The organism is Pedobacter sp. MR2016-24, assembly GCF_026239655.1.
GTDB lineage: Bacteria > Bacteroidota > Bacteroidia > Sphingobacteriales > Sphingobacteriaceae > Pedobacter.
In genome coordinates, this window is record NZ_JAPIVO010000007.1 from 163987 (window position 1) to 180570 (window position 16584).

16 protein-coding genes are annotated in these 16584 nt (G+C 42.6%); 7 read left to right on the forward strand and 9 right to left on the reverse strand.

The features are described 5' to 3' along the window. Nucleotides 1–15: 15 nt before the first annotated feature. Both OQX62_RS19215 and purE read left to right on the forward strand, forming a co-directional pair. Nucleotides 16–1155, forward strand: coding sequence for a 5-(carboxyamino)imidazole ribonucleotide synthase (locus OQX62_RS19215; protein WP_265833250.1), 1140 nt, complete (start codon nucleotides 16–18; stop codon nucleotides 1153–1155). Next, on the forward strand, nucleotides 1155–1646 hold the full coding sequence (purE, locus tag OQX62_RS19220) for a 5-(carboxyamino)imidazole ribonucleotide mutase (RefSeq protein WP_265833251.1): 492 nt from the start codon (nucleotides 1155–1157) through the stop codon (nucleotides 1644–1646). Before OQX62_RS19215 ends, purE begins: the two co-directional genes overlap by 1 nt. Here purE and OQX62_RS19225 read toward each other — a convergent pair. Beyond that, nucleotides 1643–2152: a YqgE/AlgH family protein gene (locus OQX62_RS19225; RefSeq protein WP_265833252.1), complete on the reverse strand. Its 510-nt coding sequence runs from the start codon at nucleotides 2150–2152 to the stop codon at nucleotides 1643–1645. The two genes, purE and OQX62_RS19225, sit on opposite strands and share 4 nt — an antisense overlap. Nucleotides 2153–2256: 104 nt before the next feature. Between OQX62_RS19225 and pdxH the strand changes: the two genes are divergently transcribed. From pdxH to OQX62_RS19245, 4 genes are all read left to right on the forward strand, one after another. Next, complete coding sequence (pdxH, locus tag OQX62_RS19230; RefSeq protein ID WP_265833253.1) at nucleotides 2257–2907, forward strand: pyridoxamine 5'-phosphate oxidase; 651 nt, start codon at nucleotides 2257–2259, stop codon at nucleotides 2905–2907. 10 nt (nucleotides 2908–2917) lie between these two features. Next, the gene (locus tag OQX62_RS19235; RefSeq protein ID WP_265833254.1) at nucleotides 2918–3805 is read left to right on the forward strand and encodes a 3-hydroxyacyl-CoA dehydrogenase family protein; all 888 of its coding nucleotides are present in this window, start codon (nucleotides 2918–2920) and stop codon (nucleotides 3803–3805) included. Between the two features lie 13 nt (nucleotides 3806–3818). Then, nucleotides 3819–4841: a Holliday junction branch migration DNA helicase RuvB gene (ruvB, locus tag OQX62_RS19240; protein ID WP_265833255.1), complete on the forward strand. Its 1023-nt coding sequence runs from the start codon at nucleotides 3819–3821 to the stop codon at nucleotides 4839–4841. 67 nt (nucleotides 4842–4908) lie between these two features. Continuing rightward, complete coding sequence (locus OQX62_RS19245) at nucleotides 4909–6417, forward strand: bifunctional GNAT family N-acetyltransferase/carbon-nitrogen hydrolase family protein (protein ID WP_265833256.1); 1509 nt, start codon at nucleotides 4909–4911, stop codon at nucleotides 6415–6417. A gap of 64 nt (nucleotides 6418–6481) precedes the next feature. Here OQX62_RS19245 and OQX62_RS19250 read toward each other — a convergent pair whose 3' ends face one another. Then, nucleotides 6482–6691, reverse strand: a complete 210-nt coding sequence (locus OQX62_RS19250) for a hypothetical protein (RefSeq protein WP_265833257.1) — start codon at nucleotides 6689–6691, stop codon at nucleotides 6482–6484. An 83-nt stretch (nucleotides 6692–6774) separates the two neighbouring features. Between OQX62_RS19250 and queG the strand changes: the two genes are divergently transcribed. Next, nucleotides 6775–7719, forward strand: coding sequence for a tRNA epoxyqueuosine(34) reductase QueG (gene queG, locus OQX62_RS19255; protein WP_265833258.1), 945 nt, complete (start codon nucleotides 6775–6777; stop codon nucleotides 7717–7719). A 64-nt stretch (nucleotides 7720–7783) separates the two neighbouring features. Here queG and OQX62_RS19260 read toward each other — a convergent pair whose 3' ends face one another. The 7 genes from OQX62_RS19260 to mqnE form a co-directional block, all read right to left on the reverse strand. Continuing rightward, nucleotides 7784–9649 (reverse strand): M1 family metallopeptidase, encoded by a 1866-nt coding sequence (locus OQX62_RS19260; RefSeq protein ID WP_265833259.1) that lies wholly within the window; start codon nucleotides 9647–9649, stop codon nucleotides 7784–7786. A gap of 11 nt (nucleotides 9650–9660) precedes the next feature. Further along, a complete protein-coding gene (locus OQX62_RS19265; protein ID WP_265833260.1) occupies nucleotides 9661–10644 on the reverse strand; it encodes a 3'-5' exonuclease in 984 nt (327 codons plus the stop codon). Nucleotides 10645–10828: 184 nt separating this feature from the next. Next, on the reverse strand, nucleotides 10829–11341 hold the full coding sequence (locus OQX62_RS19270) for an NlpC/P60 family protein (protein WP_265833261.1): 513 nt from the start codon (nucleotides 11339–11341) through the stop codon (nucleotides 10829–10831). Between the two features lies 1 nt (nucleotide 11342). Next, complete coding sequence (mutS, locus tag OQX62_RS19275) at nucleotides 11343–13952, reverse strand: DNA mismatch repair protein MutS (RefSeq protein ID WP_265833262.1); 2610 nt, start codon at nucleotides 13950–13952, stop codon at nucleotides 11343–11345. A 75-nt stretch (nucleotides 13953–14027) separates the two neighbouring features. Then, nucleotides 14028–14753: a menaquinone biosynthetic enzyme MqnA/MqnD family protein gene (locus OQX62_RS19280; protein WP_265833263.1), complete on the reverse strand. Its 726-nt coding sequence runs from the start codon at nucleotides 14751–14753 to the stop codon at nucleotides 14028–14030. An 8-nt stretch (nucleotides 14754–14761) separates the two neighbouring features. Beyond that, on the reverse strand, nucleotides 14762–15373 hold the full coding sequence (locus tag OQX62_RS19285) for a histidine phosphatase family protein (RefSeq protein WP_265833264.1): 612 nt from the start codon (nucleotides 15371–15373) through the stop codon (nucleotides 14762–14764). Then, on the reverse strand, nucleotides 15373–16566 hold the full coding sequence (mqnE, locus tag OQX62_RS19290; RefSeq protein ID WP_265833265.1) for an aminofutalosine synthase MqnE: 1194 nt from the start codon (nucleotides 16564–16566) through the stop codon (nucleotides 15373–15375). The genes OQX62_RS19285 and mqnE overlap by 1 nt, the downstream gene beginning before the upstream one ends. Nucleotides 16567–16584: the final 18 nt, after the last annotated feature.

Genomic DNA, 16584 nt, shown 5'->3' on the forward strand with positions numbered 1-16584 from the left:
CTTTTTCATATCGATATGGCAAAACAGATAAGTGATTTAAAATTGGGCATTTTAGGAGGGGGACAATTGGGCAGAATGTTAATTCAGGAAGCAATCAATTACAATCTCGCTACCCTGGTGCTGGATCCGGATGCAGATGCTCCTTGTAAAAACATCGCTAATTATTTTGAATGCGGCTCTATTACTGATTTCGACACCGTTTATAAGTTTGGCAAAAAAGCAGATGTAATTACAATTGAAATAGAGAAAGTAAATATTGAAGCATTAGAACAGCTGGAAAAAGACGGAAAAATGGTTTTTCCTCAGGCCAGAGTAATCAGGCTGATTCAGGATAAAGGTGTTCAGAAACAATTTTTCAAAGAAAATGATATCCCTACTGCACCATTTCAGCTGGTGAATACCAAGGAAGACCTGCTCAATTCAAATTTCCCTTTTCCTTATATGCTGAAACAAAGGAAAGATGGTTATGATGGTAAGGGCGTGATGCGGATTAATGCTGTGGCCGACTTGGATAAGGCATTTGACAGTCCCTGTTTAGTGGAAGAACTGGTAGATTTCGAAAAAGAAATTGCTGTCATCGTTTCCCGTAATTCAAAGGGAGAGGTTAAAACCTTCCCTATGGTAGAAATGGAATTCAATGCAGAAGCTAACCTGGTAGAATTCCTGATTTCTCCTTCCACTTATCCTGAAAGTGTACAGGAAAGAGCGGAAGTCATTGCAAAAAATATTGCAGCAGCATTAAATGTAACCGGATTACTTGCGGTTGAAATGTTTATTACCAAAAATGGTGATATCCTTGTGAACGAATTAGCTCCAAGACCACACAATAGCGGTCATCATACCATAGAAGGGAATTATGTATCTCAGTTTGAGCAGCATTTACGTTCTATCTTCAATTTGCCACTGGGCGATACCAGGGCTATCAATAATGCAGTGATGATTAACCTCCTGGGTGAAAAAGGACACGATGGTGTTGCTGTTTACCAGGGACTGGAAAAAATCATGGCCATAGACGGTGTATATGTTCACCTTTATGGTAAAAAATATACTAAGCCTTTCCGTAAGATGGGCCACATTACTATCGTGGACCAGAACCGTGAAGGAGCAATTGAAAAAGCTAATTTGATTAAAAACACACTAAAAGTAATATCTTAATGAGCGCACAGGTAGGCATAATTATGGGCAGCAAGTCTGATTTAAACATCATGAATGATGCTGCTGATATTTTAAGGGAATTTGGGGTTGAATTCGAAATGACGGTTGTTTCCGCACACCGTACACCCGACAGGATGTTTAGTTATGCTAAGGAAGCAGCAGCACGGGGACTGAAAGTGATTATTGCGGGCGCTGGTGGTGCTGCACATTTACCAGGCATGGTCGCTTCCATCACCGTTTTGCCGGTTATCGGCGTACCGGTAAAATCATCTAATTCTATTGATGGCTGGGATTCTATCCTTTCTATCCTGCAAATGCCAAATGGTATCCCGGTGGCTACTGTGGCATTGAATGCAGCAAAAAATGCTGGTTTACTGGCTGTGCAGATTCTTTCTACAGCTCATGCGGATCTGGCGGTAAAAATGCAGGCTTACAAAGATGATTTACGTAAAAAAGTAGAAGAAACAGCTGAAGAGTTAGAGAACAGCTAATTCAGATTCGGATTTTGAGGGAAGTTACTCACATGCGCATATTTAGGGCCCAGGTTAACAATTACATCCCTCCACATCTGCTCTTCACTATTTGAAAATATGGTATCTGGATGGTATTGATCTGATACGATCCAGGTATTTTCTTTCATCTCTTCTTTGATCTGCTCGGGTCCCCAGCCCGAATAACCGATAAAAAATTTGATCTCATCTTCAGCAATAGCTCCGCTGCCGATCAGCACTTTCAGCGTCTCAAAATTGCCACCCCAGTAAATACCTTTTGCAATTTCCTCACCGTCGTTCATCTTATCATAACAGCGATGAATAAAATGCAAAGTATCAGTAGCCACGGGGCCGCCATAATACACAGGGAAGTCTGCATCTCCAAACTCCGGCACTAAGTCTTTCAGTATCACACTACCAGGCTGGTTAATTACAAAACCCAGTGTACCGTTATCTCCGTACTCTGTTAAAAATACAACAGACCGTGTAAAATTAGGATCTTTCATAAAAGGTTCTGAAATAAGCAGTTTACCTGCTGAGGGTTCTAGTCGGGTTAGCATTTAGGTAAATTACTGATAATTTTGAATAAACTAAAACCTATTTTTGTAAAATGGAGCTGACAAAAGAATATATTCAAAATCTGAGACAGGATTACCGCAGTGCTTCGCTTGCAGAAAGCGATGTAGATCAGAATCCCTTTATTCAATTCGAAAAATGGTTTAAAGAAGCGGTAAATGCCCGGCTTTTTGAGCCAAATGTAATGACATTCGCCACAGCAGATCTTGCGGGCAGACCCTCTGCAAGAATTCTCCTTTTAAAAGGATTTGATGAAAATGGCTTTGTGTTTTTTACCAACTATGACAGCAAAAAAGGAAAAGAACTGGCAGAAAACCCACAGGCAGCCATGGTATTTTTCTGGGGAGATCTGGAACGCCAGGTGCGTATTGAAGGAACGATTACCAAATTAGATGCAGAAGAATCTACGGCCTACTTCCATTCACGACCAAAAGGCAGCCAGATCGGTGCTACCGCCTCTCCGCAAAGCAGCGTCATTCCCAACCGTGAAGTGCTGGAAGACCGCGTAACGGTATTAACAGAAGAGTTCAGCGAGAAAGAAGTACCACGCCCGACAAACTGGGGAGGATACAGATTAAAACCTGACCTCATAGAATTCTGGCAGGGACGCTCAAGCAGACTGCATGACCGCATAAATTATAAAGCAGTGGATGGCGCATGGATCATTAACAGGTTAGCACCTTAATCAATTGAAAATGAATATAATCGCAGTAATCGGTTCCGGAACCATGGGTAATGGTATTGCGCATACCTTTGCACAGTTTGGCTACCGCGTAAACCTGATTGATATTAACCATGAAGCCCTGAACAAAGGCTTAGATACGATCGATAAAAACCTGGATCGTCAGGTGGTCAGGGGAACGTTAACAGCAGATCAGAAAGCAGATACATTGCAGCTGATTTCCCTGCATACAGAGCTAAAAGAAGGTGTCGCCCAGGCTGACCTGATTGTTGAAGCCGCTACCGAAAACCTGGAACTGAAGTTAAAAATCTTCAGAGATCTGGATGCTTATGCTAAAGCAGACGCTATCCTCGCCAGTAATACCTCATCTATTTCTATTACCCAGATTGCTTCCGTTACACAACGTGGAGAAAATGTAATAGGAATGCATTTTATGAACCCTGTTCCGGTGATGAAACTGGTAGAAGTCATCCGCGGATATTGTACATCAGATGAAACTACGGAACTGGTAATGAGCCTCTCCAAAAAATTGGATAAAGTTCCGGTGGAGGTAAATGATTACCCGGGCTTCGTCGCCAACCGTATCCTGATGCCCATGATCAATGAAGCTATCTATACTTTATATGAAGGTGTTGCCGGAGTAACTGAAATCGATACCGTGATGAAATTAGGGATGGCCCATCCGATGGGACCTTTGCAGCTGGCCGACTTTATCGGACTTGACGTTTGTCTGGCTATACTGAAAGTTTTGCAGGATGGCTTTGGGCAGCCCAAATATGCACCATGCCCGCTCCTCGTCAATATGGTCATGGCGGGCAAAAAAGGAATCAAATCCGGCGAAGGCTTTTACAATTATGCGAATGGGCCTAAAGAGGCTACAGTAGCAGCTAAGTTTTTATAATTATCTTTACCATATGAATGACAACCTTGATCCTTCTTCAGAAAACCTTTCGCCCTTAGAGCGGGATATAGAGAAAGTCCTCCGCCCGCAGGAATTTGAAGACTTTACAGGTCAGGAGAAAATAATGGAGAACCTGAAGATCTTCGTTGAAGCAGCAAAAATGCGCGGAGAGCCTTTAGACCATGTTTTATTACACGGGCCTCCGGGACTGGGTAAAACTACGCTTTCCTACATCATTGCCAATGAAATGGGCGTAGGCATAAAGGTGACCTCCGGACCGGTACTCGATAAACCCGGCGACCTTGCCGGTTTGTTAACGAATCTGGAGACAGGCGATGTACTGTTTATTGACGAGATTCACCGTTTGAGTCCCCTGGTAGAAGAATATTTGTATTCGGCAATGGAGGACTTCAAAATCGATATTATGCTTGAGAGTGGCCCTAATGCACGCTCGGTACAAATTACTTTGAACCCTTTTACGCTGGTAGGTGCAACCACACGATCAGGCTTGCTCACTGCACCGTTAAGGGCCAGATTCGGGATCAATTCCAGACTGGCTTACTATGACGCTAAAGTTCTGACCACCATTGTATTGCGCTCATCACAGATTCTCCATACCCCCATTACTGAAGAAGGCGCCTATGAAATTGCCCGCCGGAGTCGCGGTACGCCAAGGATCGCCAATGCCCTGCTTCGGAGAACACGTGATTTTGCGCAGATCAAGGGTAACGGAACTATTGATACCGCTATTGCCAGGTTTGCCCTCACCGCTTTAAACGTGGATGAACATGGCCTGGATGAGATGGACAATAAAATCCTGATCACCATTATTGATAAATTTAAAGGCGGCCCGGTCGGACTCAAAACTATTGCCACTGCAGTAGGAGAAGATGAAGGCACCATTGAGGAAGTGTATGAACCTTTCCTGATTCAGGAAGGATACCTGATGCGCACCTCCAGGGGCAGGGAAGTTACAGAAGCCGCTTACAGACATTTGAAAAGAGACTACCTTGCCCAGTCGGGAAGGTTATTTTAATACCCGCCTTTTAGGCACTATTTGTGTGTAAGGACATAGATAATTAGTTAAATAATAACGCATACACATGAATATTGAAACAAGAAAACTGACGCTTGAGGATTATGACGACCTTAAGGAATCAATGGAACAAGCATATGATACCTTAGGTGGATCTATATGGAGCAAGCAAACAATTGCGAAGTTATTAAAGCTATTTCCTGAAGGCCAGTTATGTATAGCCGTGGATGATAAAGTGGTAGCTTGTTCTTTAGCAATCATCGTAGATTATGATGAGTATGGTGATAAACACACTTATGAAATGATCACCGGTGCCTATACTTTTTCAACGCATGACCCTAACGGCGATACCTTATATGGAATTGAAATTTTCGTTTCTCCGGAGTACCGCGGCTTACGTTTAGGACGCCGTTTATATGAAGCCAGAAAAGAGCTTTGCGAAAGTCTCAATCTGAAAAGCATTATTGCCGGGGGACGCATTCCGGGTTACCACTCACATGCAGAAACCTTAAGTCCAAGGCAATACATTGATAAAGTTAAAGCAAAAGAACTGTACGACCCTACCCTTACCTTTCAGATTTCCAATGATTTCCACGTCAGGAAAGTATTGAAAAACTATTTGCCGGGCGACCATGAGTCGAAGGACTTTGCTACCTTAATAGAGTGGAATAATATCTATTACCAGGGCATTGATGCATCTGCACGTTCTGCAAAGACCATACGCATCGGACTGGTGCAATGGCAGATGAGGTTATTCCCTGATATGGAAACCTTTTATGAGCAGGTGGAGTTTTTTGTAGACGCGGTGAGTGGATACAAATCGGACTTTATCATGTTCCCTGAATTTTTTAATACGCCCCTGTTACAGCCTTACAATCACCTTCCGGAGATGGAAGCCATGCGCAAACTGGCAGAACTGACGGCAGATATTGTGCATAAAATACAGGAATACGCGGTATCCTACAATGTAAATATCATTTCAGGCAGTATGCCTATCCTGGAAAACAATAAATTGTATAATGCTACCTATTTATGTCATAGAAGCGGAAAAACGGAGGAATACAGAAAAATTCACATCACTCCGAATGAGCAGAAATATTACGGTATGGTCGGTGGCGACAAGATCAAGGTATTTGATACGGACTGTGGTAAAATTGGCATCCTGATCTGTTACGATGTAGAGTTTCCTGAACTGAGCAGGATTTATGCCGATCAGGGAATGCAGATTCTTTTTGTTCCTTTCCTTACAGATACGCAGAATGGTTATACCCGTGTAAGAAGATGTGCACAGGCCAGGGCGATTGAGAATGAATGTTATGTGGCTATCGCAGGATGTGTAGGTAACTTACCTAAAGTTAACAACATGGATATACAGTTTGCACAGTCGGCTGTTTTCACGCCGTCCGACTTTGCCTTCCCTACCAATGCGGTCAAAGCAGAAACGACACCAAATACAGAAATGATGCTGGTAGTGGATGTAGATCTGCATTTGCTGGATGAGCTGCACCACTTCGGAACCGTTAAAATATTAAAAGACCGCCGAAGCGATCTTTATGAGGTTAGATTATTGAAATAATCTGCATTAACATAGATCATAATATATTCAAATAAGGCCTCTTAAGGGCCTTATTTGCGTTTAATTATTTTCTGATCAGAAACCAGTAGATGAGCATTACCACAATAATTATTGGAATAATCCATTTCATTACCGGACCTGCCCCGTTATTATTATCTTCATTCACGGCCTGAGGCGATGGCCCCGGATCCTGTTCATGGTGAGCATAATCTGTTTCTACGGGTTTTGGTGTTTTTTCTGGATTTTCCTGATGTCTAGGATCTGTATTTTCCATGGTCTTATAATTTGGTGTTTATCACTAGAGAACAAAAGAATTGACAAAAGGTTTGATGACTAAAGCTTACCTTTGCAAAGCTGATGTACAATAACCCTGCAAAATACAGCCAGATGATTAAAGATGAGGCCATGCGACTGGGCTTCATGCAATGTGGTATTGCGCAGGCAGGGTTCCTGGAAGAAGAGGCACCGCGACTGGAAACATGGCTCAAAAATGAACACCACGGGCAGATGGCCTATATGGAAAACCATTTTGATAAACGCCTCGATCCGCGCCTGCTGGTAGAAGATTCGAAATCGGTTATCTCGCTTACCTTAAACTACTTCCCTGAAGAATTCCAGACTGATCCCGATTCGCCAAAGATTTCAAAATATGCCTATGGAACGGATTATCACCTGGTCATCAAAGATAAACTGTTCCAGTTACTTAGTTTTATTGAAGAGCATATCGGTGCAGTCAGTGGTCGTGCTTTTGTAGATTCCGCGCCGGTACTGGACAGGGCCTGGGCAAAACGTGCGGGAATCGGCTGGGTAGGAAAAAACAGCAATATCATCAGTAAAAAAAGCGGATCTTTCTTTTTTCTGGCAGAGCTGATCATTGATCTTGAGCTGGAATACGATACCCCTTTTGCCACAGATCATTGCGGCACCTGCACCAAATGTATAGACGCCTGCCCTACTGATGCCATTCTGAACCCATTTATCATTGATGCGAAAAAATGTATTTCCTATCTCACCATCGAACTGCGGGAGGAAATTCCGAAATCCTTCGATGAAAAAATGGAGAACTGGATGTTTGGCTGTGATATTTGCCAGGATGTTTGTCCCTGGAACAGGTTTTCCGTGCCGCATACAGAACCGGCCTTTAAACCGCATGAAAATCTGCTGCAAATGAAAAAAGACGACTGGATGGATATCACAGAAGATGTTTTCAAACAGATCTTTAAAAATTCTGCCGTTAAACGCACAAAATTCAAAGGTCTCGTCAGGAATATAGATTTCATTAAACGCATAACAACCGATTAAACGCTGCGTCTAACCGGTTGTTATCTTGTCATCCATCAGGCAGATCAGATCTGCCTATATATCTTTATTTTACAGAAAAGCTATTGTCAGCCGTATTTCTATCAGGCACGTAAGTCCCGCCCAGAATAACTTTTTTCAGCTTCTTGTTCGTTTTCACCGTCAATGAAATCTGTTTATCCCCTTTTTCCCACACACCGATCGTTTCATGCAGCTGCGCTGTTGATCCGTCATTGTAATTCAATGTGAGGTATACCGGCATCGGTTTGTTGCTCTTGTTTTCAATCTTTACCACATAGCCATCGGCAGCGGCATCTACCGCTACAATGCCCATATCAGTCACTCCTTCCTCAAAAAACCACCTTTTCCAAAACCAGTCCATGTTCTTTCCCGAACCTTCATTCATACTATAGAAGTAGTCATATGGCACCGGATGTTTTCCCTTCCAGCTTTCAATATAGTGATGCAGCGCTTTAGTAAACAGTTCATCTCCCAGGTAATCTTTAACAAACAGGTAACCCAAAGCAGGTTTAGGATAAGAATTGGTGAAAGAACCCGAGCCCTTCAGGTCCGGCGTGAAGGTCATAATAGGTGTATCATTTTTCGAACCCGATGATGAGGCCGTAGGCTGCACGCCATATTCATCCACCATGGTGGTATCAATCAAGGGTGAATTTAACCACTCGCCGATTGTGGCCCATCCTTCATCCATCCAGCCATATTTCGTTTCGTTGATTCCCATATAAAAAGGGAACATCGTATGGAAGATCTCATGAACCGTAAGCGTAATGGCATCTTCCCGTTTATCAACCGGATTATCATTGACCATCATTGGATATTCCATCTGATCAAGGCCATCAAAAACGGTCTCATGCGCATAAGGGAAAGGCCATTTTGGGAAATCGTAACTCATGGAATGCACAGATTTACGTGCGAAGTCGATCACCTCATAATAATCCTTATGCTTCGGATTAAAAGCAGCATCAACCCTTGTACGTCTTTTTGTTTTCGGGTCAACCTCAAGGCTTGACGATTTCCATAAATAATGATTGCTCGTTGCAAAGACGAAGTCAGCTACATTGCGGGCATCGAATTTCCAGGTATTAAAAGGCTGGTCTTTCGTGATCTCCTGTTTTTTCAGGTCTGCGTCCGTAATTACATTGACCACGCTATCTACTCGTTCTGCCAGGCTAATGCGTTCTGCAATCGTTTTGTTTAACACCGTTTTCGCATTCAGCAGATCTCCTGTCGCCCATAATACATAACCTTTGGGCACAGTAATCTCTGCTTTGAAATTACAAAAATCATTGTAGAACTCAGCATCGCCCAGGTAAGGGTATTTGTTCCATCCGTCCACATCATCATAAACAGCAATACGCGGGAAAAAGTAAGCTACAAAATAGGAGCCTTTATCCACCTGCCCTGTTCTGACATGTGATCCTTCATTCAGTACATACGCGTAAGTCAGCTTCAGCTTCATGCTCTTACCCGGTGCCAATGCAGCAACAGGCAGATGCATGTTAGTGCCATCAATTACCCAGCTGCCTTCAGTTACCGCTTTATCATTCACTGTTATCCCGGTAATTTTCACCCCCTCATTCAGATCACTTTCCGAAATTTTAGACACCCTCGGTGTCCCCTTTTTATACAGGTTAGGATATAATTTAAACCAGATCTCATCAAGTGCATCCGGACTATTATTTTTGTAGACAATGTCCACTGTTCCCTTGATGATCCTGGAAGCCGGACTAAAGTCCACCTTCAATTCATAATCGGCTGTATTCTGCCAGTATTTTGTACCAGGCGCTCCGCTTAAAGCACGTGTATTGTTTTTGTATGCACGCTGAAACTCCGCTGCAACAGGTAATGTATGTTGTGCAACGGCACCCAGTGACATGACCGACAACATCGATAAAACCGCTAATCTTTTCATAAAGAATATGGTTATTTACCGAATTTCATTTTCAGCTGCTCCAGCATGTCCGACGTCACATTTTCCGCAGGCACCTCTTTTTTAGGCTGGTTCTGCTGATAAGGCTTTCTCGGCTGTGATGGCGCTGCCGGAGCAGGCTGTGCTGGTTTTACAGGGTTTGGCCTGGCAGGAGCAGCCGCTTTTGGTGCTTTTTTCTTGTTCCACCTGGTCCAGATTTCTTCCAGCTTTTTCTTCGTATACAAGGGGAAATCTCCCTGTTTCATCCATGCATAATAACTCGGCTCCGTATCAAATACCTGTTCTACCGTTTTATTTTTATGCTTACCGAAATTAAATACTTCCTCACCGTTTTCATTGAATACCATTCTTCCGGCAAAATCCACAGGTTTATTCATGTTGGTAAAAGCATGCAATGCTTCAACATCATTTTTAACCGGCTGTGTGATATTACCTTGTTTATCCTCGAAATCAGCACCTTCGTAACGGTCCAGCTGTGCCAGCAGCACATGGTAGGTAGCAGTGATATCTGCTTCTGCAGAATGCGCGTTAACGATATCTTTTTCGCAATAAAACTTGTAAGCAGCACGTAGGGTACGTTGTTCCATCTGGTGGAAAATATTCTGTACATCCACAAACTTCCTGTCAGACATATCAAAATCAACTCCTGCCCGCAGAAATTCTTCCAGTAAAACAGGGATATCAAACCTGTTAGAGTTATATCCTGCCAAATCAGCGTCGCCGATAAATGCAGCAATTTCCGCAGCAACATCTTTAAATTTTGGTGCTTCAGCAATATGCTCATCATAAATACCATGAATCAATGAAGATTGCAGCGGGATGGGCATCTCAGGATGGATACGCATAGTTTTGATCTCTTCAGAACCGTCCGGCATAGCCTTCAAAATTGCAATTTCCACAATCCGGTCTGAACCAACATTAACACCAGTCGTTTCCAGATCGAAAAAAGCAAGTGGGCGAATTAGATTTAATTTCATCTCTATTTATAAATTTTTGAACCCCTCAGGGTTTGTTTTAACTCAGGAATATAATACCTAATGTAATACCAATGATCATTATAAGATACATCAATATTTCAGTAGATGCGAATTTTTTATATTTTGTCCAAAAGGACATGTCTTTATCGGGGTTTTTCATCTTCGCTTCATCATTTAATTATAGCTAGTTCACCGTACCTGATTTTACCAGCACCTGCTGATAGGCAGGTAAATTCAAATCATCCACAATTACACCCCTGGTTGTAGAGGCATGAACAAAAAAACCATGGTTCAGATAAACGCCTACATGATCAACACCATGGCCTCCAAAAGAAAAGAATACCAGGTCCCCTTCTTTAAGCTGGGCCTGACTTTTCTCTTTAATTACACCCGCCTGCTCCACTGAGCGTCTGGGTAAATTCAAACCATAAATCTCTTTGTTTAACAGCAAGGCGAAACCGGAACAATCAATACCGCGTTTGTCCAGACCACCCAGTCTGTACTTCACCCCTGTCCAATCCGTAATAAAACGGTATAATGCTTTATTATTTAGGTTTGCCATCGCCTCAGCCGCTTTGGCCGCCTTGGTGGAAGAAGTATAGGCCGGCTTTCTTGACCCGCAGGACGATAACAAAATCAGCGCACAAACCATGATCAGCAGAACAAATTTATGATGGCGTTGATGGTTGCTTTTCATATTAATTTTTGATTATTCTTTGTATTTCATCCAATTTCAGCAAGGCTTCAACAGGCGTTAACACATTCACGTCCAGATTATTGAGCATATCCCTGATCTGTACAAGCACCGGGTCTTCCACTGCAAACATATGCAGCTGATAAGCCTGGTTCTGTACTTTCTTGATACTGTCTTTTATACTTTGTCCTTCAGTCCGGTCAATTTCCAGTTTCTTCAGGATTTCATTAGCTCTCGAAATCAGTTTTGGTGGCATTCCGGCCATCTTTGCTACATGTATACCAAAACTATGCTCGCTCCCACCGGGAATCAGCTTACGCAGGAAAATTACTTTGTTTCCAATTTCTTTTATAGACACGTTGAAGTTCCTGATTCTGCCCATGGTATTGGCCAGTTCGTTCAGTTCATGGTAATGCGTGGCGAATAAGGTTTTGGGTCTTGATGTGGGATGCGTATGCAGGAACTCTGCGATTGCCCAGGCAATGGAAATACCATCATAGGTACTTGTACCGCGACCAATTTCATCCAGTAAAATCAGACTATTGTCTGAAATATTGTTCAGGATACTGGCAGTTTCATTCATCTCCACCATGAAGGTACTTTCTCCTGAGGATAAGTTATCTGAGGCGCCTACCCTGGTAAATATTTTATCTACTATACCGATAGTAGCTGCCTTAGCAGGCACGAAACATCCCATCTGGGCCATCAGCACGATCAGGCCGGTCTGTCTTAATATGGCGGACTTACCCGACATATTCGGACCGGTAATAATAATGATCTGCTGGTTATCGCTATCCAGAAACACGTCATTCGTAATATATTCTTCACCAACAGGCAGTCTTTTTTCAATCACAGGGTGTCTGCCACCTTTGATATCCAATACCTTAGATTTGTTCAGCTCAGGTTTTACATAATGGTTTTTCACCGCCAGCTGCGCAAAACACAATAACACATCCAGCTGGGCAGTAATAAATGCATTGCGCTGTATCGGTTTGATATATATGATGACCTGATGGATCAGTTCTTCATAGAGTTTAAATTCTATCTGCTGGATCTTATCTTCAGCACCTAAAATCTTTTCCTCGTACTCTTTCAGCTCCTGTGTAATATATCTTTCAGCGTTCACCAGCGTTTGCTTTCTGATCCAGCTTTCCGGAACTTTATCCTTATGCGTATTAGTTACCTCCAGATAATAGCCGTGAACATTATTATAAGCTACCTTTAAAGAAGGAATGCCCGTAGCCGCAGCTTCACGTTTCTGTATCTCCAGTAAGAAATCCTTACCATTTCCTGAGATACCACGCAGTTCATCCAGTTCTGCATGAATTCCCGCAGCAATTACATTTCCTTTGATCAGTAAAGCCGGCGGATCCTGCTGCAACTCTCTTTCCAGCTTCTCACGGATACTCAGACAAACGTCAAGATTTTCTGCCAGCTGCATTAAAAACTGATTTCCGGATGCAAGGGAGATTTCTTTGATGCTTTCGATATGATACAATGATTTTTTCAGCTGACAAAGTTCCCTTGGTCCGCATTTTTGCAAGCCAACCTTTGAAATCAGTCGCTCTAAATCACCGATCTGTTTAATATGTGTTAAAAATTCTTCCAGCAAATCTTCATGCTCCGTGAAGTATTCCACCATCCCCAAACGTTCCTGGATGGGCTTGAGGTCCTTCAGCGGCATGATAATCCATTTGTGCAGCATCCTGGCACCCATAGGCGTGGAAGTCATGTCAAGCACCTGAAAAAGGGTCGTTGCATTTTCATTTGCTGAGCCTACCAGTTCCAGGTTACGGATCGTAAACCTGTCCAGCCACATACAGTTGTCTTCTTCTAGGCGGGAGATGGTGCTGATGTGTTTTAAATTCCGGTGTTCCGTTTCTCCCAGGTAATGCAATACGATCCCTGCAGCTACAATCCCAACCTGAATTTTATCCACCCCAAAGCCCTTCAACGAAGTTACTTCGAAATGTTTAGTCAGGATCTCATTTGCATAGTCGCCCGTAAAAGCCCAGTCATCCAGCGGAAAAGTATAAAACCGATCGCCAAACAGCTCCACAAATTCCTGCCTTTTACTCTTCTGGAAGATCACTTCATTGGGTTTAAAACCCTGTAACAATTTATCAATATATTCTGCGTTACCCTGTGCTACATGAAATTCACCAGTAGAAATATCCAGAAAAGACACGCCTAACATGTTCTTCTCGAAATAAATAGCAGCGAGGTAATTATTGGATTTTTGGCTCAGTATATTATCATTGTAAGCCACTCCCGGTGTAACCAGTTCAGTTACGCCGCGTTTTACAATGGTTTTGGTAGATTTTGGATCCTCTAACTGATCGCAGATGGCCACCCTTTGTCCGGCACGGACCAGTTTAGACAGGTAATTTTCTAATGAATGGTGCGGGAAACCGGCAAGCTCACTATTTTCGGAAGCAACATTTCCCCTCCGCGTTAAAACAATGCCTAATATCTGAGATGTTTTGATGGCATCGTCGCCAAAAGTCTCGTAAAAATCCCCTACCCTGAACAGTAATAATGTGCCCGGATACTTTGCTTTGATCGCATTGTACTGCTGCATTAATGGTGTTGCCTTCGTATTATCTTTAGCCAAAATATATTTATGTTACAAATTGTAAATATACTACCAATGCGTATAGCTTTGGTTATTTTTTTAAAATTTATAAGCCTATAACTGCTTGATAAGGGATAAAAACAAAGTAAGTGCCTCGCGTTTTTTTTCCGTAAGGTCAAAATCAAGTTTATGCATCAGATAGTCAGCCACATCAAAATGCGGATGCTCCGGCAATGCTGCAATCACTGTCGCGCGTGATGCTAAACCCATTTTTAAAGCGGCATTAAATTCAGTTACAAACGCTTCCGGAATTGGTTTATTGGCCACCCATGCAGCATATACAAAAGGTAAACCGGTAAATTTCATCCACTCTTCCCCCATGTCATACCAAAAAGCATAATCATCTTTTTTACCAAATGTACGGTCACCAATCAGCACAATCGCATCAGTAACTGCATCCGCATCGGTGGTAAAGGTAACTTCCTGTTTGAAATGAAACTTCAGCAATACCTTAGCCAGGTTATTCGAAGTGCGGGAATGGCTATCCAATCGCACAGATCTGATCTCCGTAACCGGTACATTACTAAAAATAAAAACAGAATTCACTGCACCTACAGAGCCGATGCAATAATCAGAAATAATATGCGCATCTGTTACACCGGGAATTGCGGCTACCGGAATTAATCCTACATCTACCGTTCCGTCTATCAGCTTAGCGGCACAGTCTGATGGGATATCTAAACTCAAATCGATTTGATCCAGCACTGCTGAATGACTGATTCCGTAAATAAAGGGCTTGGTATTGGTATAGGCAACAGCAGAAATCTTAATCTTATCCAAGGCAATGGCTATTTTATATGGTTGGTATTGTTTGTCTCTAAAATGGTGAACTGGTCACCGCTAAGCTGTAATTTGTACAAGCCCGTATTCTGATGCGGAAAGTCATACATATCAGAGAGTGGTTTATTTGTTAACAGGCACATGAGTAAACGCAAGGCGCGACCATGCATACAAATCAGAATCAGTTTCTCACCTGTTCTGCTTTTAATCAGCTCCATGGTTTCTTTTAACCTGATGGCTACGTCATTCGGACTTTCGCCGCCTTTGAAATGGGCATCATAATCGCCCGCCTGCCACTTTTCAGTGATGTCTTTGAAAGCGCCAATGGCAAGTTCACTGGTCTGCTTCCCTTCCCATTCTCCCCAGGCAAGCTCATCCAGACCAGCCTGTTTCTCCCATGGAATACCAGCATCAATAAATCGCTGCACGGTCTGCTGTGTCCGTTTCAGTTCTGATGTATATACTTTTTCAAAAGGGATATCCTTATACATTTCATAAAACCCGGCAGCCTGGGCGCGACCGGTATCGTTCAGATCGCTGTCAATTCCCCTGCCCTGTATAATTCCCTGTTTGTTTAGATCTGTTTCGCCATGACGAATGATATATAATTCTTTATCCATTAATTGATTACCGGTAACTTATAAAACTGGGGTTTAGCTTGCTCTTCAAAAATGAAATCCGAGTAATCCGTAACTACATTATATAAAGTGTCTCTTTCTATAGGTTTGCGGCCCACCTGCTTAATGAGCTCCACCAATTCTTTGGTGCTCATGCCGGGAGTTTGTTCTTCAGCACCAGCCATCGAATAGATTTTAGTCGTATCATCCAGCGTACCGTCAATATCATCTACACCAAAGTTTAAAGATAACTGGGCAGTCTGGCGACTAATCATGGCCCAATACGCTTTGATATGGTCGAAATTATCCAGATAGATCCTTGCAATGGCATAGTTTCTCAGATCTTCAATTACAGATACCTCAGGAACGTTGTCCATCTGGTTGTTCTGGTTTCTGAATTTCAATGGAATAAAGGCCTGGAAGCCACCGCTTTTGTCCTGTTGCTGACGCAGGCGTTCCATATGGTCTACCCTGTGCCAAAACTGTTCAATATGGCCATATAACATCGTTGCATTCGTACGCATGCCTAATTTATGCGCCTGCTCATGGATATCAAGCCATTGTTCAGCATTACATTTATCATGCGCAATCTTTTCTCTCACTTCAGGGTGAAAAATTTCCGCACCACCGCCCGGCATAGAATCCAGACCAGCTTCTTTGAAATATTTCATTCCATCGTAGTGGCTCAGTTTTGCCTTCTTAAAAATATAGTAGTATTCAACAGGCGTTAAGGCCTTGATGTGTAGGTCAGGACGGTGAGCTTTCACTTTACGGAAAAAATCAGCATAAAACTCCAGGTTCTGTTTTGGTACTACCCCACCGGTAATATGCACTTCCGTTACCGGCTCGTTGTCATATTTCTTCAGGATGTCGATCATACCATCCACGCTCATTTCCCAGCCATCTTCCCTGTCCCTGATCAAACGTGAGTAAGAACAGAAATTACAACTGTAAACACATAAATTAGTAGGTTCAATATGAAAATTACGGTTAAAATAAGTTTTGTCCCCGTGTTTTTGTTCTCTGATATAATTTGCTAAAACACCAAGATAACCAAGTTCGGCATGTTCATATAAATAAACACCTTCATCAAAAGTTATTCTCTGTTGATTTTGAACTTTAAGGGCAATATCCTTCAACGACTGAGCAAGGCCCGTATCGTTCAAAATAAAATCCAATTTTGCAGTAGTATCCATCTATGATTTATTATACTC